This is a genomic window from Heyndrickxia sp. FSL W8-0496 (assembly GCF_038007825.1).
Classification (GTDB): domain Bacteria; phylum Bacillota; class Bacilli; order Bacillales; family Bacillaceae_C; genus Heyndrickxia; species Heyndrickxia oleronia.
The window spans coordinates 4346887-4366826 of sequence record NZ_JBBOXX010000001.1 but is presented as its reverse complement, the minus strand read 5'-3'; the positions used below and the strand labels follow the sequence as shown (position 1 = coordinate 4366826).

Below are 19940 nucleotides of genomic sequence, written 5' to 3'. Positions count from 1 at the left end.
AATGAGTAAACGTTTAATATTAGCTAATATTATAGGGGTATTGATTATCTTTGTATTGATAGCAACTGGTGCCTATTTTTATTTTCAAAATGAAAACTATGTAAAGACAAATGACGCTGTAGTATCAGCTGATATGCTTCCGGTTGTGTCACCAATGACAGGTGTATTAACGAATTGGAAAGCAGATCAAGGAAAAGATGTAAAAGAAAATGAAACAATTGGTAAAGTATCCGATGGAGTAAAGGAAATTCCAGTTACATCAAAGATGAGTGGAAAAATAATCAAAAATGAAGCAAGAAAAAATCAAATGGTTCAAGCTGGTCAATCACTTGGAGAAGAGGCAGACATGGATCATTTATATATTATTGCCAATATTAAAGAAACCGATTTAAAAGATATAGAGATTGGTGAAAGTGTTGATATTGAAGTTGATGGGGATAAAGATTCGGTGTTTGCAGGAACCGTTAGTGAAATTGGCTATGCGACGAACTCAGTATTCTCAGTATTGCCACAAAGCTCTAATGGAAACTATACTAAAGTAACTCAAAAAGTAGCCGTAAAAATTGAAATAAATCAGCCATCTTCAAAAGTCCTACCCGGAATGAACGCTAGTGTGAAAATATCCATATAACATATTATGATCAGGCACTACTTAGACAAAAGAAGTTAAATCATTAGGTAGTGCCTGATATTTTTCTCAATTTTTTTGTTAAAATATAGGTATTCGTTTAGTACAACTGTCTTCCATGAACATAGTCTATACTGTATAGAAAAATATGAGGATGGAAGGAGTATTGTCCAATGAGTTACTATCATCACCAGCATCTACAAGGGTGTGGAATCAAACATTGCCCACCTTCAGTATTACCAACACAATATGATCCGGGTTTAACAGATCCACCACAGAACGCAGTCAGAACAACAGTTATCCCACATGTAATAAGACATGTTCATCCTTCACATACAACGAATGTGAATAAACATGTTTTTACACATCAACATTATTTTCCACATACAGAATCAGTTGTAAATGTATGCTGTGAGAATCACGTATTCTGTGGATGCCCAGTTGATCCATGCTGCCCACCAAGACATTTTGGATTTTATTAATGATAAGATAAAGTAGTTAGAATAAAAAACATCTACCATTTTGTGTAGATGTTTTTTTAGGTTCTTTTCTCAAACATTGTTACTTCTAAGTAAAGTTTTAACAAATAACTAACGGCTGAAGACTGCTACACCTTTCATTTCAAGGAAAACATTATGAGAATAGATGAGTCTTTTATTAGGTGTAAAAAGCCAGTTAGTTGAGCTTTTACAAAGAAACAAACTGTAAAACAACAGACTTTTTGTAGATATACTAAATTCATTCTTTTTTTATCATAGAATACTCGTCATAAAAAGGGCACTGAGCTTATTTGAGTAATTTAAAGAAGAATATACTATACTGATGATAAATTTTGGGATTATTTTAGTTTTCCTCTACGTAAGACCACTTTCATATAAAATCTTTTAAAGGCTTTTTATTAGGGGAGGTGGGATCATGAAGATATCGGAATTAAATCCAGATCAATTAACAGATAAGCAAATGGCAGACTTATTATACAATCATGTTCATGATGATATGGAGAAAGGGGATTGCATACTTGTATTCGGTAGCCGTCTAGCTACCAAGTCCCGATTGCCAAAGGCTATCCAATTATATCGAGAGGGTCGAGCGAAAAAGATTCTTTTTTCAGGTGGGACGATTTGGGGAATAGGTAATGATTCTGAGGCAATTTTATTGAAGAAGGAAGCTTTGGAGCTTGGTGTTCCAGAGACAGATATTTTGGTGGAGACGGAGTCACAAAATACAAAGGAAAATATTATCGCTTCATTATTAATTTTGGATCGATATTTTGAATTACACAAAATAAAAAGATTGCTTATTGTAACATCCAACTATCATATGAAAAGAGCCTATTTAACTTTAAAAACCTATATGCCTAGCTGGATTGAATATTCTCTATGTAAAGCAGAAAACCAATATACGAAAGAAGATAATTGGTTTCTAACCGAGGAGGGGAGAAAAAGAGTAAAGGAGGAGTCTAAAAAAATTATAAAATATGTAAAATGGGGAGCAATCATTGACGATGAGATCTAAATAATTGGAAGAAAGTATCCACATTAGGAGGCTTCATTTTTAGTGAAAATAGTATAACTATACCACTTGTAGGAATAAAAATAACTCCCCGTAAATAATGGACAATTGGCCAAATTTACGGGGAGATTTTTATTTTTTATCCTTCTGCATTAGCGAATTGTTTTTAAGGCACGGCTCCAAGTATTAACTTGATCAAGCATTAAATTAATATTGTCAAGATGAAGATCTTGTGGTTTAAATACAGTACCATTTTCAAAATCTGTAAATAATGACAATGTAGGATGAGTACGAACATCAGCAATCATCAATTCACCTAGGATACCACGTAAGTGTTCAGCTGCACGAGCACCACCAGTTGAACCATAGCTAACAATCCCTGCTGCTTTGTTATTCCATGCTTCACGAGCTAAATCAAGGGCATTTTTTAAAGCTCCTGTAATACTGTGATTATATTCTTGAACAATGAATACGAATCCATCTAATTCAGCAAGTTTTTCATTCCATGCTGCAATTCCTGGTGCATCTGCTTCACCTAAAAATGGTAGTTTGAAATCTGCAATATCAACGATTTCATAATTAGCATCTCCGCGCTTATCCGCAATTCCTTTTACCCATTCACCGACTTGAGGACTTAAACGTCCTTGGCGTGTACTACCTAAAATAATTCCAATGTTTAATTTTTCTGTCATGATTTCTTCCTCCTTCGTTGTTTTACCAAATAGTTTATTGAGAAAACTCATTTTTACACCACCTTAGTTGTTGATAGATCTATGCTATTGTGTAAAATGTATAAGCATTGAATTAATTTCACTCGTCGAGTTACTTTATGTAAGTTAGTATAGTTTAATAATTTGATTTCGTCAAGTTATTAATTATATATCATTTTGATGTTCGGAAAAAATAAAGTATGAATGATTCATTTGAAAGTTAGATTAACTAAAATATGACATTCAGATTACTATAAGAAAAAAGTTGAAATGCTCAAAGCAAGAGATATCCACTTGCTCTGCTGTCGTATGACTGAATGGAGAATAGCATGGAGGAACATGTTAAAATTTGAATATTCCATAAATTGATAATACCTTTTAAAAAGGCTCACCTTTTTATAGGTATAAAAGCCGAGAGTAGGGCGTTTACAAAAGCATAATAGAAATGAAGACAGTTTAAGTAAATAATTACAAGGAGGGGAAATGAATGAAAAAGATTAGAAATTATCTCATTCTGACATTCTTATTAACCTATGTGTCATGGGGAATCATGATAATGTATACTCAAGTAAATAATGTTCCCTTTGGTTCTTCTAGCTTTATGTTAATTTTATATGTGATCGGAGTAGTAGGTCCTGCAATAGGGGCTATAGTGGTTAATAAAAAAATGGATTCTAATGTACAATTTAAAAGTTTCTTGAAAAATATATATTATCCATTAAAAAGAATAGGATGGTACTTATTTATTGTATGTATCGTTATCATTTTTCATATGGGTCCATACATTCTTATTGGTGGAAATAAAATTGCCCCGTTTTCCCTTTTATTCTTGCAATTTCCTTTGTTTATCGTTATTGGAGGGTTTGAGGAAATTGGTTGGAGGGGACTTTTGCTTCCGGAGTTAGAAAAGAAAATATCTCCGTTTCTTAGTACCCTTATCTTAGGGAGCATCTGGAGTATTTGGCATTTACCATTGTTTTTTATACAAGGAACATACCAATATCAATTTTTAAACTTTTTTACATTTACGATTAGTACGATCGCTTTTTCATTCATATTATCGATTGTTTATTTTAAAACGAGAAGTATTTTCATGTGTATAATGACACATGCATTTTTAAATAGTATTGCAGGAGTGTTTGTTATTAACGAATCGCTGCTAGCGGAAATGATCCCTTTATTATTTGCGTGTATTATATTCTTCATTTCTTTAAATAAGAATAGAGCTTTCGTAATCAATAAAGATTCTAATCTATCAAAATGAGACATGGAGTGATTGTAAGAAAATTGACCTTAAAAAAGTAAGTAGAAAGAACTATTTATCATACAAAATTTTCAATTGATTCTCGGAATAATTCTAAAAAATGCTTCATTCATGAATTTCATTTTATTCAAGAATATTGAATAAATCAATGAAATTCGTACTTGTAGGGCCAATAAAATCCATTAATGATCAAAAATTATATGAGAAGGTGAAGGATCATTTATTGTAACTTACCTTAATGACTATAAATATCCTACTATGTTACAATAGCTCCGAAGTAATAGGTAGTTTTTACCGATATCGGAGGGATAAGATGAAACGTCATAGTAGCATTTCTACAAAAGTATCCCTTGTTTTATTTATAGTTATTGCAATTGTTCTTTCTGCAACCGCTGTTATTGTAAACGTTTATACAAAAGATATAATGGCTGAAAGTATTGAAAAGGAAGTAAACGTTGAAAGCAAATCGGTTGCAGATAAGGTAAATAATTTTTTTGAAGGGAAAGGGCAGCTGGTTGATCAGATTACTAGTAATCAAACTTTGCTCCACTACCTAAAGACAGCAAAAACACGTGACGATGCATTGACAAATAAATATTACAAGGATATGAATCAATCATTAGAAGATATTAAAAGTATGAACCCAGATATAGCTATGGTTTGGGTCGCAAGTGAAAAAGGAAATTTTTTAACTGGAACGGGAAATGTTCTTTCAGATACGGATTTTGATCTATCAGAAAGACCATGGTATAAACCAGTAACGAGTACTGAAGGTGTATATTACACGGAGCCATATATGGATCAAGTATTCGGTAAAGTAATTATGAGTGTAATGAAGGAAGTAAAGGTAGATAATGAGCCAGCAGGAATTGTGGCGGTTGACCTTTTCCTTGATTCCATTCCATCAATAATGGAGCAATATAAAATTGGTAAAACTGGTTACAGTATTTTACTAGCTCCTGATGGCAATGTGATTTATCATCCTAATAAGGATCTTATTATGAGCAAGCCGTTGACAACTCAAAAGGGAGATATCGGAGCAATTGCGAAGAAAATGATTGCTGGGAAAACTGGCCTTGAAACAGCAAAGCTTGATGATAAAGATTATTACATTGGCTATAAACCAGTAGAATCTACTGGTTGGTCCGTTGCAACAACTGTTACGCAAGATGAGGTTTTTAAACCATTAAAAAGTATGGGTACCAAACTCATCATCTTTTTCATTATTGCTATCGTGATCCTGATTACTATTGCTTATATTCTTTTAAAGTATATGTTGAAAAATCTTTCAGGAATGTCTGATATCATTAAAAAGATTGCTGCTGGGGATATGACCCATCGTATAGATATACGGTCAAAGGATGAATTAGGTCAAGTATCTAGTGATTTAAATGGAATGCTCGATAATTTAAATGGGCTTATTCGAACTGTTCAGGTTAATGCATCACAAGTAGCGGCATCATCTGAACAATTAAATGTAAGTACAGATCAAACGGCACAGGCTGCTCAAGTTGTAGCAGGTACTGTTGATTCAGTAACAGCTGGAACATTGCAGCAAATTGATAGTACAAAAAAAGCCGCAGAAACTGTTGTTAGAATGTCTAATACCTTCCAAGAAATTTCTTCTGATTCAGATGAGGTAGCGAAACGTTCCGAAGACGCTGTTCAAAAAGCAAAGCTTGGAGAAGAATCGGTTCATTCTGCGATGACTCAGATGGAAACTATTAAAGAAACGGTAAATAATGCAGCGACTATCATTGCAAAACTAGGTGAACGCTCAAATGAGATTGGCCAGATTGTAGATGCCATTTCTGAAATATCCAACCAAACAAACTTACTGGCTCTAAATGCTTCAATAGAAGCGGCGCGAGCAGGAGAGCATGGAAAAGGATTCTCTGTTGTTGCAAATGAAGTCAAAAAGCTTGCTGAACAATCGAACCAAGCAGCAGGTCAGATTGGGGAATTAATCAAGGAAATTCAGATAGATACGGATACGGCTGTAAACTCAATTAATAAGGGAACTCATGAGGTGAATAAAGGATCAGAGGTTGTTCAAACTACAGGGGAAACCTTTAATGAAATAACGTCTATCGTATCTCGTGTCTCTCAACAAATGATTGCTATTTCTTCATCAATTCAGCAGTTATCATCAGAAACAAAACAAGTAGTCGAAATTATTCAAGATGTAGATGCAGTTGCCCATTCAACTCAAGAAAGCTTTGAAAATGTAGCTGCTGCTGCTGAAGAGCAGACTGCTACTCTTGAAGAAATTGCTTCCTCAAGTCAAGAGTTATCTTCTATGGCTATGGAACTTGAAAATGCTGTGTCTAGTTTTAAAATTTGATTTTCAAGGGACAGTTCTTTTACTTAATCGAAGCTAGAGGACTGTCCTGTCTTTATTTTTAATATCCTTTTGCAAATGAAAGAATGCTTCAACGATATTGATGATTCCCTTTTGATAGAAGTAATTATTGAAGATAGTGCTTAGTCATTATACTTCACCCCATAAGCCATTCCTTATTTTCGATTCAATCTCTGGATATACCTTATAATTATTTCCATTTTTTTGTTTAAACTTATTATCTAAAGGAATAATACGAATATATACAATGGAGAGTGCAGCTCTTTTCTCAGTAAAATGAAATGAGTATCGATCCTTAGTCAATATTTATTTGTTATAACTTTACTTAAATAGCAACAATGTTTGAGAAATGAGCCTAAACAATTGATAAGGGAGATAAGATAATGGGAATAAAGATGATAATGCTTATTTGTTTATTATCATTTGGTTTAATCGCCTGTTCAACTGAAAAAAGTCCAAAGGATAATAGTGATTCTAGTGATCACACTCATAAGCAAGATCAGCAGGATTTAAAACAATACTCACATGATCCAGACAAAGATTCTGATGAAGATTTTGATTTAGTAGGTAGATTAATTGAAGAAAGCGATGATCAAATTAACATAAATATTAATGGAAAAGAAGTCTTAATTCCAAAAAGTAAGTCCTTTGCGGTTAAAGGCTCACATAATAATTTGAAAAATCAGCTTGTAAGAGTAGAGATAGGAAACCACCATCAACAAGCGGAAGAGATGGAGCTAACAGCGTTGGCAAAAGCAGATCGTGATGGGGTATATGAGAAAAATGTTGATGAAACAAAAATCATTGGGAATTACATTTCTGAAACAGATAAGGACTTAACAATACAAGTGAAAAATGGAGATATGACTTATTTGAAATCCCCAGACTATAAGATAGAGGGAAAGCTTCCATCTAAACAAATAAAAGGTAAAATCGTAAGACTAGAATTACAGAAGAATAATAAAGTAAAAAGCTTAGAATATAAGCAGGAAGACCAGAATGTAAAATAAGTAAACGAGAGGCTGGGACATAACTAGCTTCAAATAGTGAAAAAGTTGAATTTGAGCGAACTCAAATTCAACTTTTTCTATTTTGGTGTGTTAATTCTTCTATTACCGTAGTTGTTTGGCCGTGAATTTTCTTAAATTCACGGCCATTAATGCGAGTCCCATTTCATTTTCTACCTTCGATTTTCCTCGTACAGAAAATCGAGTGAAACGCAAATTAGCCTTCAAGAATCCAAAAACTGGTTCCACATCGATTTTGCGTTTTCGATAGATGGAGCTCGTTTTCTCTTCTGAAAGCTTCGCTCTCACATATACTTTTTGTTGTTCCCATTGTTCATTCACCATTAGTTTTCGATTGTTGCCTTCTTTCGCTTTTGTACATGATGAACGGAATGGACATCCCGAACAGTCCTCACACTCGTAGATCTTGAACCTTCGTTGGAATCCCGTACGATCAGTACGGACAGAATGATATTGAAATTCAAGACGTTTCTGGTTAGGGCATATATATGTATCTGTTTCTTCACAATACTGCCAGTTGTCGGGATTCAATGGGTTTTGTTTGTACTTTTTCTTTTGCTCCTTCAAATACAGATTATACGTAATCAGTGCTTCTCGTTTTCTGTTCGAAAGGATATCATTATAGTTTTGTTCACTACCATAACCTGCATCTGCGACAATATGTTTCGGTAACACGAAATAATGGTTCTCGATTTCATCAAGAAATGGAATTAACGTACGTGTATCTGTTGGGTTTGAAAATAAACTATAGGCAAGCGTGTATTGCCCTTCTGTTGCGATTTGTACATTGTAACCAGCTTTCAATTGTCCGTTTTGCATATAATCATCTTTCATTCGCATAACTGTCGCGTCCAGATCTGTTTTGGAATAGCTATTACGTGTGCCTAAAATTTCAAAGTCTCGTTGATATTTTTGTTTTCGTAAGACAAAATCAATCAACTGTTTACGCACTTGTTTCGGGTATTTGCGTTCATTTCTTAAAGCTTTTCGTTCTGGAACGTCTGATGATTCCTCAATTTGTTTATCATACTCAGCTACGACATTGTCCACTTTTCCTACCAATTGAGCGAGCTCTTTCAATGATAATTGTTCATCACCTTCCCGTTCAATTTCAGGTATAATTTCGTTCTCAAGTAGCTCGTTATATAGCTGGTTTGACCTTTCAATTAAACTGTGATGATATTTCTCAATCGATTTCTTCCAGACAAACGTAAATTTATTCGCATTTGCTTCAATCTTTGTACCATCAATAAAAATTGCTTCTTGATCGATTAGTTTTTCTTCGATTAATTGGCAACGAAATTGGACGAAACATTGGCGAATTAATTCTTTCACATCTGAATGAACACGGAATCGATTGATTGTACGGTAGCTTGGTTCATACCCTTGTGATAGCCACATCATCCGGATACTGTCTTTTAATAGGGCTTCAATTTTTCGCCCTGAAAAGACAGATTGGGTGTAGGCACATAAAATAATTTTAAGCATCATGCGTGGATGATAAGCAGGATAGCCCTCATTTCGCAGATATGGTTCGAAAACTTCATGAGGAATACTTTCAACTAGATGATGGATATGAAAGGCAATATCATTTTTTTGTAATTTTACTTCTAAATCTAAAGGCAAAACTAATTGATTCATGGTATAATTTTTAAACATAAGGATCCTTCTTTCTGTATAATTTTGTTGTGGTGACTTAATTTTATCAGAAGTGGTCCTTATTTTTGTTAAAAAAATAATCAAAGCCGGTGAAATTTTACTTGTCGTAAAATTTCACCGGCTTTTTCATCTCAGAGGTGGGTTTTGTCCCAGCCTCTTTCCTTTATTAAATATTTATTTGAGAGTATTCACTTGGTTCTTTTTCTCAGTCGATTTAGCCCAATAAGTAGAACGATAATCATACAATCAAAAGCAAGAATCAGAGTCATTTTATCTACATTTATGATGTTAGTAGCCTGAAAGAAGTGATTCAGGACTTTCTGTAAAAGGGCATCTTTTGCTATTGCAAGAATGCTTATGTGCACTAAAAGTGCACCTGCGATAATTTGAATCCAATAAAATGTGTTAATCATTCGGGTTAATAGTGGGAGTAATGAGAATGCGATGACTAAACTAATGAATAGCCCTAGTAATGCTTGGAAAATATTATTCGTCATTTCGGCCATAATAAAAACAGTGTCGAAGGAGATAACAAAATCAGTTAATAAAATGATAAATAACATTTTATGAATAGGAATTAAAGGGGCAGTAGCACCAAAAGAAAACCAGCGATTATCCTCATCTTGTCCTACATTCATCACTAAACGAAAACCAATCCAAAGAATAATTAATCCCGTAAGTAAATGGAGTCCAGGGAGTTCACTAAGAGTTTGAATAATAGATACATAAAACGTTCTACTAAGAGTCAACATACAAACTGCTAATACTTTAACAATAAAAAGTGCTCTAGGATGTTGTTCGTATAAATTTTTTCTTAATAATGCAGCAATAATTAAAATATTATCAATATCATTTACTACATTTAGCAAAGCTAATTGAAAAATTTTTTCCACATTTAACCCTCCAACACTGTTGGTGAAAAGGAGCAATTTTGTCCAATCATTAAATACTATGCTAGTAAATGAAGAGACATGCTTTATATATAGTAGGGGTACTAAACGTATCATATTTTTCATGCAGAATGACCAAATGATCATACTTTTTGGTTTAGTATAGGCTAAAAGTCTAATAAACTATAAAAAAATTGGAAATTATACCGATAATAAGGTAGATAAATACAATTTTTTGTTATATGAAAATTAAAATACTTTTAATTTCAAAAAGGAGTTTAAACAGATGCCATTGTTTCAAACAGATTCAAGAAATAAAGCTTTTATCATTACAATAGAAGGCTTTGCTGAAGTTGATAGAGCGGCGGATTTTGTTGGAAAGTTAAAAAATGAGGTATCAACCATTGATGTGAACAATTATACGCTTATCGCGGATGGGACCCATCTAAAAACATTTAAACCAGAAATATTACCTCTATTGGAAAAAAGCTATGCTCTTTACATGAGCCTTGGTTTTAAAAAAGTGTTAGTTGTAAATCCACAAAGAGTAACACCACGTTTACAAGTAAAAAGAGTGGCAAAAAATGTTCAATTTACCGGAGAATTTATTCCAAGTTTACAAGAAGCACTACATATATCAGCCAATCTATAAATCTTATAAAAAATACTAGATGTTTTTGAAAATAAGGAGAAAAAAATGACAACCAGTATTACTTTAAAAGATGTAGCTATTTATCACCCAAATAATGCAATAAATAATGATTTCTATATTAATCACTTTCAGGAACAAGGAAAGGATATACATAATTTACTTCAAGCACTTGGAAGAGAAAATAGATATGTAGCGGATTATTCGAAAGAAAATACTTTAACAATGGCAATCGAGGCTTCCAAAAATGTGTTAAATAAAGTGAAGTACACAGGTCAAGATTTGGACATGATTGTTTTTGTATCTAGTACACCTGAGTATTTTGCGCCACCCAGTGCAGTTACTATACACCGTGCATTAGAGGGGAAAGAAGAAGCGATTGTTTATGATATGAATGCAGCTTGTGTTGGGATGATTGTTGCAGTTGAACAAGTGAGTAGAAGTATGCTTGCTAATCCACATATTCAACGAGCATTGGTTGTAGCCTCTGAGCAACTCCTTCGATACGCATGGGAGGAGGAAGCTGTTACTTATTCGAGCTTTGGAGATGGGGCATCTGCTGTACTGCTTGAAAAACAAGAAGAAACCGATCAAGGTTTTATCGATTCCGCATATAAAGTGAATACTGAATCAATTGATAAAATCATGCTTCCAGCATGTGGAGTTTCCAATCTGAAAGATCAGACCATCTCTGATTATGAAAAAAGAGTGAAATGGGAAAACGTTAATAATGATAATGCCTTTAAGTCCACTGTTGAGCTTATCGAAAAGCTATTAAATAGAAATAACCTAACGACCAGTGATATACAAGCTTTTTGTTTTTCACAAATTTCGAGAAAGAATATCTATAAAATACAGGAAATGTTTAATGAAGATCGTGAGAAGTTTCCTGTGGTAGGGACGAAATATGGTTACACGGGTTCGGCTAGTCCCTTTATGGCCTTTGAATATGCTGTACGGACTAAGCAGGTGAAAAAAGGTGATTATGTTGTGTTTTGGTCGGTAGGTGCGGGATCCTCTGCTTCAGCAATGTTATTTAAATATTGAGTTATAGATTAATCATTAATCATCATATTACATTAGGAGAATTAGGATGAGTAAAAATAAGGAAAAAGTAAATATTATTCCAAGCTTAGTAGTGACATCTATACTTCCATCTGTATTAATCGGTTTAATCATCATTGGAAGTTTTTTTACAAAAAATCAAATGCTACAAATTAGTGCAGTAATTATCGGGGTTATTCTTTTAATAGGGGTTACAATATTATCCTCTCTTCGCTTAAAGAAAAAGTGGATTGTTATGGATGAACTGTCGAAAAGACTAGTTTTAGGAGATCTAACCTCGTTGGAGGAAAAGAAGAATAAAGACAGCTTAGACCATATCTCCCATAATTTATACACGGCTACGAATAATATGAGAAAGATTGTTGTAAATATGAAAAATGGCATTACTGATGTAGATAGTCATTCAGATGAATTATTAGCAACAGCTACAGAGCTTACTTATATTATTCAAGATGTAAAAGATACGATAAATGAAATGACTCAGGGAGCATTGGAGCTAAGTGCAACCAATCAACAAGTTAGTGCATCAATTGAAGATATCGAAATTTCGACGAATAAATTGGCAGATAAAGCAAAGGACGCAGGGAAGTTAGCTGAGGAAATTCAGGTTCGCGCGGCTAGAGTGAGAGAGGATGCGACTCATTCAGTACAGTCTTCAGAAAAGATATTCATCGAAAAAGAAGAAAAGATAATGAAAGCTATGGAAGAATCAAAAGTAGTAGAAGAAATTACAATACTAGCCGATACAATTGGTGGTATTGCAGAGCAAACTAATTTATTAGCATTAAATGCTTCTATAGAAGCAGCACGAGCTGGAGAGGCTGGTAAAGGTTTTTCAGTTGTAGCTGAGGAAATACGAAAATTAGCTGAGCAATCTTCCAAGTCAGTAGAAAATATCCGTAATGTTACTAGTAAAGTTCAACAAGCTTTTATTAATTTAACAGATAATTCAAAGGATGTTTTGCACTATATGGATAGTGAGGTTTTACCTGATTACGAGAAATTTATACAAATTGGTATACAATACGAAAAAGATGCTGAATTTATTAAGCAAATGTCTGTTGATATTGCGAGTTCATCAGGTGAAATGGCATCTGCAATAACAGAGGTAAATAAAGCCATTCATAATATTTCTGCCACAACTCAACAATCAGCATCTGGTGCAGAAGAAGTTCTAGAGAATGTTTCTGAAGTTTCCTTAGCCATTAAAGAGGTAGAGGAAGGTGTTCAGAAACAGCATGAGTTGACAGTGAATGTAAAACGGTTATTGGATCATATTACAGTATAAATTGTTCGGGCTGGATAGACTTAATGAAGGATTATATTTCATTCTTTATAGGCTGCGTTTGTGCAGTTAGTAAAAAGAGTCTTATAATAGAAGGTATAGAGATTAGTACTTAATCGATACCTTCTTTTTTTATTTTCTATTCAATTCTGAAAATATTGACCATAGTAAAAAAGAACTATATAATATGAATGAAATAGTTTTACTTTAAGTATTTTGGTGATGGTATATGAGATTTAAAAAGGCAAATTCATTGAAAAATGAAGACGCAAAGCTATAGGGGCTAACATCATAGGATTATGCCAGCCAGTTATTGAAAATGTATGATTAAATGATTAATCGATAGATGATTAATTTTTTTTTTACCATTAAAAAATACCTTTATGATAGTTTGGAAGTGTTCTAAGTGAAAACGGAAAAACAAAATAATGAAGATCAACAAATTTTGGGCATGATTAGTAAGTTACTGAATGTATTTATTTCAAATGAAGGCAATTTATTAGAAGACATAGAAGAATTAACGGCTAAGCCTCAATATCAAACGCCAATGGTTCAAACGATCTTCAACCAGTTACAAACCATCCATGGACAAATAGAAAATATGCACTGGATGAATAAGAATTATAAAATCCTCCACGAATTTGCACAAATATGCAGTAAGACTTTGGACGTTACTGTTCTCCTTAAAAAGGCGTATGAAATGGTATCACAAGTTATGCCGACGGATTCTTTTTATATTGCTTTATATAATGAAGGGGAAACAAATATTCAATTTACTTTTGTTGTTGATGGGGGTGAGATTGCCCCTTCATTCCAAACTGAATATGGTGAAAATTTTACCTCTAAAGTGATTCGAACGAGAGAAATTATTCACCTAAAGGGAAGTAATCAATCGTTAGAATTTGAAACCAGGTATGGAGAGGTAGAAAAAGACACCAATTCTTGTCTTTTTGTTCCCCTTATCATTGATGATCACGTAAAAGGAGTCATTTCAGCACAATCCTATGCAGATTTTGCTTATCGAAAAGAGCATGAAGAACTTCTACAAATTATTGGTACACAGGTTATTAATTCAATTGAAACAGCTAATCTTTATGAAAAAATTTATACCATTTCTCAAACAGATGAACTAACTGGATTAAAAAACCATCGGGCTTTTCATAATGACTTATCGAATCTAATTAATGAGGGAACGCGAGAACTTACTTTAGTAATGCTAGATTCGGATAATTTGAAACAGGTTAATGATCAATATGGGCATGATATTGGTGATCTGTATTTGAAATCACTTGCCAATGGTATCAAAAGCATTAGTGGAGAAGGAATTGAAGGCTATCGATATGCAGGCGATGAGTTCATGGTGATTATTCAATCCAATGATCGAGATGATTTAGAAGGTATGTTTGATAGACTTAAGGAGTATCTCTCTCTTCATCCGATTTATATTGGACAGGTAAAAATAACTGTATCCATAAGTTCTGGTGTTGCTACATATCCTTTACACGGTTTAACTGTTGATTCTTTAAAAAAATCAGCTGATCAAGCATTATATACAGCTAAACAAAGTGGAAAAAACTTAATCGTTTTAGCTAATTAAGTAAATTCAATAAATTATGACACCGATAATACGGTGTCTTTTTTTTATGAATAGTGAAATGAATGAACTTTAATCGGAACAACGATAAAGATACAAAGAGTAATATGCTTATATAGGTTAATTGATAAATTCTACGGATTGATGTGATGAATATTACAGATTCTAATAAAATCTAAGGGTATAATAGATTAAGCAATAAATGGGAGGGAAGAAAAATGCCGGATCCACGATTACAAAATTTATATGATCAAATTGGTGGAGAAAAGATTGAAGAACTTGTCAATGCATTTTATCCAAAAGTTTATGCCGATCCTGATTTAAGTCCATTGTTTCAAGGCGATATGAATGAAATTATGCGAAAACAGCGGATGTTTTTGACGCAATTTCTTGGTGGACCTGCTCTTTACAGTCAGGAATTTGGACCTCCAGCAATGAGACAGCGCCATCACCCATTTGAAATTACGCCAAGAAGAGCGGAATGCTGGCTTCGATGTATGAAAGAGGCATTTGAAGAGGTTGGCTTAGATTCATATCCAGTTGGTGAATTTTTTTATAATCGCTTGAAACAAGTAGCTGCTATTATGATCAATTCTCCAGATCAAAAATAAGGGAAAGGGGCATACCCAATATTTTTTTGTTCAAAGTAGCATGTTTTCAATAGTACTTTTAGAATTGATATATATTAGGATTTACAGCTAAACGGAGGGGAACCAGATTGTTTACTTTTTATTCCATCCTCGTTTTTATACATATTTTTTCTGCAATACTTGGAATGGGACCTGGATTTATTTTAACTAGAATCGCAAAATTGGCGAATTCGATGACTGAAATAAGGCAAGCTTTTAGAATTAGAAGAGATTTGCATATTTTCGTCATGATCGGTGGAACACTACTTTTAATCACTGGATTATTAATGGGGTTCATTCATCCTTATTTGTTTAAAATGGGGTGGTATGTAACAAGCTTGGTATTATTTCTCACTGGACTTGCGATGGGTCCCTTTGTCTTATCACCAAAATCTAAGCCCATTAAGGAATTATTGGAATCGCATAAAGGGGAAGATGTTCCTAAGGAATACGAAACTTTATCTAGGGAACTATTTCGTTATGAAAGAATTTTAAATATCATTTTTCTTATTATCATAGTACTGATGATTTTGAAGCCGTTTTAGCAAGGTTTTTAAAAGTGAGATGGAGGATGCCTATAATAGACGTCCTCCATTTTTTTATCTAATAAATAATAAGCTATTCGAATGTATAATGTGTACAAAAGAATTATAGAGATTGGAGAATATTTTTTTGAATGGTACGAATAATATCTCCGCGACTGATGACTCCGACAACTTTTTGGTTCTGATCAACAACCGGAATTTTTTTGAAATGGTGTTTAGCTAGCAGTTTCAATGCCTTATCCATATCATCATCTTCTTTAACAGTAATAAGGCCATGCTTTTTGGCAATTTTAATTAAAGGTTGATCTTTTAACTGTGATAATACTTTTTCAAGGTTTCCTTTTTGATATGTGTAGGCCATTAAATTAAAATAATCATAGACCACCATATCCTTTGGTTTTATATTTCTTAACACATCACCATCACTAATCATTCCGACAAGCTTCCCATTACCGTTTACAACTGGTACTCCACCAATTTTATTTTCGACAAGAGTATTTAGTAAATGTTTAATGCTGTCGTCTTCTTTAACAGAAATTACATCTTGAATCATGAAGTCTTTTACCTTCATACCAAGTGCCTTCTTTCTCCAAAGTATTTTTTGTACCTACCATTATTTTACCATTAAAATCAGTTAATATAAATGAATACTTAAAGTTGGAATATCTCACCTGATCCTAAAATAAGTATGAATACTGACAATAGGAATGGAGGGATGGCTGTTGAATCATGATATGGATTATTTAATTACTAGGGACATGCTTGTGCACTATGACGAATTGAACCGAAAGAAAAAAGAAGTTGAGACGCAATTAGAAAAGTTGAAAAAAGCATTCAATCAGTATTTTGATACTTCCGTTGGTGAAAATGTAAAAGGAGAAATAAAAATAGGCGATTACCACTTACAAAGACAAATTAGAATATCTGAGAAGTTTGATCAGGACATAACAGTGAAAAGGCTAGAAGAGCTTAATATGCAGGATCTTATTAAGAAAAAACCGGATGAAGTGAAAATAAGATCAGCATTAAATTTAGGATTAATTAAGGAACAGGATTTAGAAGGTTGCATACAAAAAAATGCCTCACAGGCAATATATGTAAGGCAACTTAATGTGAAATAAATTGATCATTTAATGACAAAGCCAATAATTATATTGGCTTTTTTCAAATCCATGTGAGAGTGTAGCACTACCAACCACTTTTAGGTAATTGTAAATTGTATTGTCCTGATAATAAATCTTTGATAGATTAGAATTTAGTGAGCATCTTAGAAAAGAAGGTGATGGAAAGTTGAAAATTTTAGAAAGCATGGTTGGGGGAGTAAATACGATCCTGTGGTCCTATATCCTCATTATATTATTAATAGGACTTGGACTATATTTTACTTTTCGAACGAAATTTGTACAGTTTAGAATGATAGGAGAAATGTTCCGCCTACTAGGTGAGGGGGCAAAGGACGATAAAAAAGGGGTCTCATCCTTTCAAGCATTTTGTATTAGTACCGCCTCACGTGTAGGAACAGGTAACCTTGCAGGTGTTGCAATCGCCATTACAACTGGAGGTCCGGGTGCTGTTTTTTGGATGTGGCTGATTGCTTTGATCGGATCAGCATCAGCATTTGTGGAAAGTACCTTAGCTCAAATTTATAAAGTAAAAGATGGGGATACATTTCGTGGAGGTCCTGCCTATTATATGGAAAAAGCCCTAAATGCTCGATGGATGGGAATTTTCTTTGCGATATTAATTTCACTGACATTTGGACTAGCCTTTAATTCAGTTCAGGCCAATACAATAACTAGTGCATTTCACCAATCTTTTGGAATTAATAAGATTGTCATTGCGATTGTGTTAGCTCTCGTTACTGCTGTGATCATTTTTGGAGGAATTAAACGGATAGCAAGAGTTGCTGAATTAATGGTACCTGTAATGGCAGGAGCATATATTTTAATTGCACTATTTATAATGGTAACTAATATTACAGAAATACCTGGTATATTTAAATTAATTTTTGAAAGTGCTTTTGGAATAAAAGAAATTGCTGGTGGTGCTATAGGTGCTGCAATGATGGAAGGAATTAAGAGGGGATTATTTTCAAATGAAGCGGGTATGGGGAGTGCGCCGAATGCTGCTGCTACCGCTGATGTCAGTCACCCTGTTAAACAAGGGCTTATTCAGTCACTAGGTGTATTTGTGGATACATTAGTGATTTGTAGCAGTACGGCATTTATTATTTTATTATCAGGATTATATAATTCAAAGGAATCTGATGGTATTGTACTAACTCAAAAGGCGCTAGAAACTGGTCTAGGTACATGGGCTAGTATTTTCTTAGCTATTATTGTTTTATTGTTTGCGTTTAGTTCGGTTGTTGGAAATTATTATTATGGAGAATCGAACATTGAATTTATAAAGAATAGTAAACTATGGTTAAATATTTACCGAATTGCTGTTGTTGCAATGGTTGCCTTTGGTTCTTTAGCTTCGCTAGATTTTGTATGGAGTTTAGCTGATTTGTTTATGGCTCTGATGGCCATAACGAATTTAATTGCTATTGCATTATTGGGTAAAATCGCTTTCTCTGCATTAGCAGATTATAAAAGGCAGAAAGCACAAGGGAAAAATCCTGTATTCTATGCTTCAAGTATTAAAGGATTAAAAAATGTAGAATCATGGGAAGACGAACCTTCAAAAGGAAATGAAGAAATTTTATAGGGACTGACCTGTATAAATTTTGGGATAAGTAATGTAATTTTCCTGAATGCATAATCGATGCAATATGTACTGTTTTATCATTAGATATAAATGCTCTCTTTTGGGTGCTGAATCCTTTCATTTCTAGTAAGGATGAAAGGTGACAATTAGGCATTATCATGGCAATTCCTTTATGGGACATGCTTGTGGTATTGCCTTTTATTATGTTGAATAATAACGATAATAAAATGAGGATGTCTTAAAAGGCATCCCCATAATTTTTGTGAGTATATTAACTTTTTAACTTTTTATTGTCTTTTACCCATTTTAATAGTGAAAAAAGTACTGCTTCTAAGCTTTTCCCGGCTTCTGTTAACAAATATTCGACTTTTCTTGGAGAAGAGGTGAGAATTCTTTTTTCCACAAGTCCTTCATTTTCTAATTCTTTAAGACGTTCAGTAAGTAAACGATCAGAGATACCAGGAATTTCCTCAAGAAGTTCATAATAGCGCTTTGGTCCATTTAATAAGTTATAAATGATTAATCCCATCCAACGTCTCCCAATAAATTCTATAGCCCCGTGGAAATTATCACAAATATGTTGAGATTTTAACTTATTTTGTAAGCAATTATCGTTATTTGATTCATTCATTAAGGACTCCTCCTTCCCTTCTTTTATTTTATCATAATGAGTCATTATATTTGACTGTTGAGCTTACTAATAGTAAGCTAATTTCAACTTACTAATAGTAAGTTGAAAAATGGATAGGAGGATGTAAGTATGTTAAAGACATCTGAGAAAAGTTTATCAACTGTTATTAAAGAACGAAAATCAGTCAGGATATATGATCCAGAGTATAAAATTTCGAGAGAAGAAATAGAAGAGATCCTAAATGAAGCCATTCTTGCGCCTTCTTCAAGTAATCTTCAATCTTGGCGCTTCCTAGTTATTACTGATCAGGAAACAAAAAGAGAATTAAGACAAATTGCCAACAATCAGGAACAAGTAGAAACCTCTTCAGCAGTTATCGCAGTACTAGGTGATGTTGATGCATATAAAAATGTAGAAAAAATATATAGAAGCGGATTCGATGCAGGATATATTGATGAAGAAAATATGAATCGAATTATTAATAATACCAATAATACGTATCCTTATGCATCTGTTGAGGCTAGAAAAAATATTGCTTCATTCGATGCTGGGTTAGTATCTATGCAGTTAATGTTGATAGCAAAGTCAAAAGGATACGATACGGTTACAATGGGAGGATTCGATAAGGAGAAATTTATACAAAGATTTAATATTTCAGATCGCTATATTCCAATTGTTTTAATTTCCTTAGGCAAAGCAGCTGGACCTGCATTTAATACAACAAGAATGCCATTAGAAGAAGTGGCTAAATTTATATAAGCTATTATGTTGTCAGAC

General features: G+C 33.5%; 20 protein-coding genes and 1 riboswitch. Of the genes, 15 read left to right on the top strand and 5 right to left on the bottom strand.

The genetic code is table 11. The features are described from left to right. The first annotated feature begins 1 nt into the window (after position 1). From NST63_RS22200 to NST63_RS22190, 3 genes are all read left to right on the top strand, one after another. Entirely contained in the window at positions 2–631 is a 630-nt protein-coding gene (locus NST63_RS22200) for an efflux RND transporter periplasmic adaptor subunit (protein WP_071977668.1), read from the top strand. 170 nt (positions 632–801) lie between these two features. Beyond that, complete coding sequence (locus NST63_RS22195) at positions 802–1110, top strand: CotD family spore coat protein (protein ID WP_058006380.1); 309 nt, start codon at positions 802–804, stop codon at positions 1108–1110. Positions 1111–1543: 433 nt separating this feature from the next. Next, positions 1544–2143: a YdcF family protein gene (locus tag NST63_RS22190; protein WP_212943981.1), complete on the top strand. Its 600-nt coding sequence runs from the start codon at positions 1544–1546 to the stop codon at positions 2141–2143. Between the two features lie 149 nt (positions 2144–2292). On the opposite strand, the gene NST63_RS22185 is transcribed toward NST63_RS22190, so the two are convergent. Continuing rightward, complete coding sequence (locus NST63_RS22185; protein WP_212943983.1) at positions 2293–2883, bottom strand: NADPH-dependent FMN reductase; 591 nt, start codon at positions 2881–2883, stop codon at positions 2293–2295. A gap of 454 nt (positions 2884–3337) precedes the next feature. Between NST63_RS22185 and NST63_RS22180 the strand changes: the two genes are divergently transcribed. The 3 genes from NST63_RS22180 (at position 3338) to NST63_RS22170 (ending at position 7486) form a co-directional block, all read left to right on the top strand. Beyond that, positions 3338–4114: a CPBP family intramembrane glutamic endopeptidase gene (locus NST63_RS22180; protein ID WP_341043772.1), complete on the top strand. Its 777-nt coding sequence runs from the start codon at positions 3338–3340 to the stop codon at positions 4112–4114. 313 nt (positions 4115–4427) lie between these two features. After that, positions 4428–6458, top strand: a complete 2031-nt coding sequence (locus NST63_RS22175) for a methyl-accepting chemotaxis protein (RefSeq protein ID WP_212943989.1) — start codon at positions 4428–4430, stop codon at positions 6456–6458. 401 nt (positions 6459–6859) lie between these two features. Then, entirely contained in the window at positions 6860–7486 is a 627-nt protein-coding gene (locus tag NST63_RS22170) for a hypothetical protein (protein WP_212943993.1), read from the top strand. Between the two features lie 102 nt (positions 7487–7588). Here NST63_RS22170 and NST63_RS22165 read toward each other — a convergent pair whose 3' ends face one another. Together NST63_RS22165 and NST63_RS22160 are read right to left on the bottom strand one after the other, a co-directional pair. Next, positions 7589–9163, bottom strand: a complete 1575-nt coding sequence (locus NST63_RS22165) for an IS1182 family transposase (RefSeq protein WP_341043771.1) — start codon at positions 9161–9163, stop codon at positions 7589–7591. 188 nt (positions 9164–9351) lie between these two features. Next, positions 9352–10056 (bottom strand): TerC family protein, encoded by a 705-nt coding sequence (locus NST63_RS22160; protein ID WP_212943994.1) that lies wholly within the window; start codon positions 10054–10056, stop codon positions 9352–9354. Positions 10057–10339: 283 nt separating this feature from the next. Between NST63_RS22160 and NST63_RS22155 the strand changes: the two genes are divergently transcribed. The 6 genes from NST63_RS22155 (at position 10340) to NST63_RS22130 (ending at position 15820) form a co-directional block, all read left to right on the top strand. Beyond that, positions 10340–10705: a hypothetical protein gene (locus tag NST63_RS22155; protein WP_058006387.1), complete on the top strand. Its 366-nt coding sequence runs from the start codon at positions 10340–10342 to the stop codon at positions 10703–10705. 45 nt (positions 10706–10750) lie between these two features. Further along, positions 10751–11749 carry a 3-oxoacyl-[acyl-carrier-protein] synthase III C-terminal domain-containing protein gene (locus tag NST63_RS22150; RefSeq protein WP_212943995.1) on the top strand — a complete coding sequence of 333 codons (999 nt, stop codon included), beginning with the start codon at positions 10751–10753 and terminating at the stop codon, positions 11747–11749. A 46-nt stretch (positions 11750–11795) separates the two neighbouring features. Next, entirely contained in the window at positions 11796–13055 is a 1260-nt protein-coding gene (locus NST63_RS22145; RefSeq protein WP_212943996.1) for a methyl-accepting chemotaxis protein, read from the top strand. 230 nt (positions 13056–13285) lie between these two features. Next, positions 13286–13370, top strand: a riboswitch (cyclic di-GMP riboswitch). Positions 13371–13458: 88 nt separating this feature from the next. Then, a complete protein-coding gene (locus NST63_RS22140) occupies positions 13459–14649 on the top strand; it encodes a sensor domain-containing diguanylate cyclase (protein WP_341043770.1) in 1191 nt (396 codons plus the stop codon). Positions 14650–14864: 215 nt separating this feature from the next. Next, positions 14865–15257: a globin domain-containing protein gene (locus NST63_RS22135; protein ID WP_180211492.1), complete on the top strand. Its 393-nt coding sequence runs from the start codon at positions 14865–14867 to the stop codon at positions 15255–15257. A 107-nt stretch (positions 15258–15364) separates the two neighbouring features. Continuing rightward, on the top strand, positions 15365–15820 hold the full coding sequence (locus tag NST63_RS22130) for a DUF2269 family protein (protein WP_212943999.1): 456 nt from the start codon (positions 15365–15367) through the stop codon (positions 15818–15820). A gap of 103 nt (positions 15821–15923) precedes the next feature. Here the strand turns inward: NST63_RS22130 and NST63_RS22125 are convergent, their stop codons facing one another. Then, positions 15924–16391 carry a CBS domain-containing protein gene (locus tag NST63_RS22125; RefSeq protein WP_341043769.1) on the bottom strand — a complete coding sequence of 156 codons (468 nt, stop codon included), beginning with the start codon at positions 16389–16391 and terminating at the stop codon, positions 15924–15926. Between the two features lie 151 nt (positions 16392–16542). On the opposite strand from NST63_RS22125, the gene NST63_RS22120 reads away from it, so the two are divergent. Both NST63_RS22120 and NST63_RS22115 read left to right on the top strand, forming a co-directional pair. Next, positions 16543–16941 (top strand): hypothetical protein, encoded by a 399-nt coding sequence (locus tag NST63_RS22120; protein WP_235849535.1) that lies wholly within the window; start codon positions 16543–16545, stop codon positions 16939–16941. A 169-nt stretch (positions 16942–17110) separates the two neighbouring features. Further along, positions 17111–18532, top strand: a complete 1422-nt coding sequence (locus tag NST63_RS22115; RefSeq protein ID WP_242598181.1) for an alanine/glycine:cation symporter family protein — start codon at positions 17111–17113, stop codon at positions 18530–18532. Positions 18533–18803: 271 nt separating this feature from the next. On the opposite strand, the gene NST63_RS22110 is transcribed toward NST63_RS22115, so the two are convergent. Continuing rightward, a complete protein-coding gene (locus NST63_RS22110; protein WP_065107337.1) occupies positions 18804–19163 on the bottom strand; it encodes a winged helix-turn-helix transcriptional regulator in 360 nt (119 codons plus the stop codon). Between the two features lie 129 nt (positions 19164–19292). Here NST63_RS22110 and NST63_RS22105 point away from each other — a divergent pair, with 129 nt between their 5' ends. Further along, complete coding sequence (locus NST63_RS22105; RefSeq protein ID WP_058006393.1) at positions 19293–19922, top strand: nitroreductase family protein; 630 nt, start codon at positions 19293–19295, stop codon at positions 19920–19922. Positions 19923–19940: the final 18 nt, after the last annotated feature.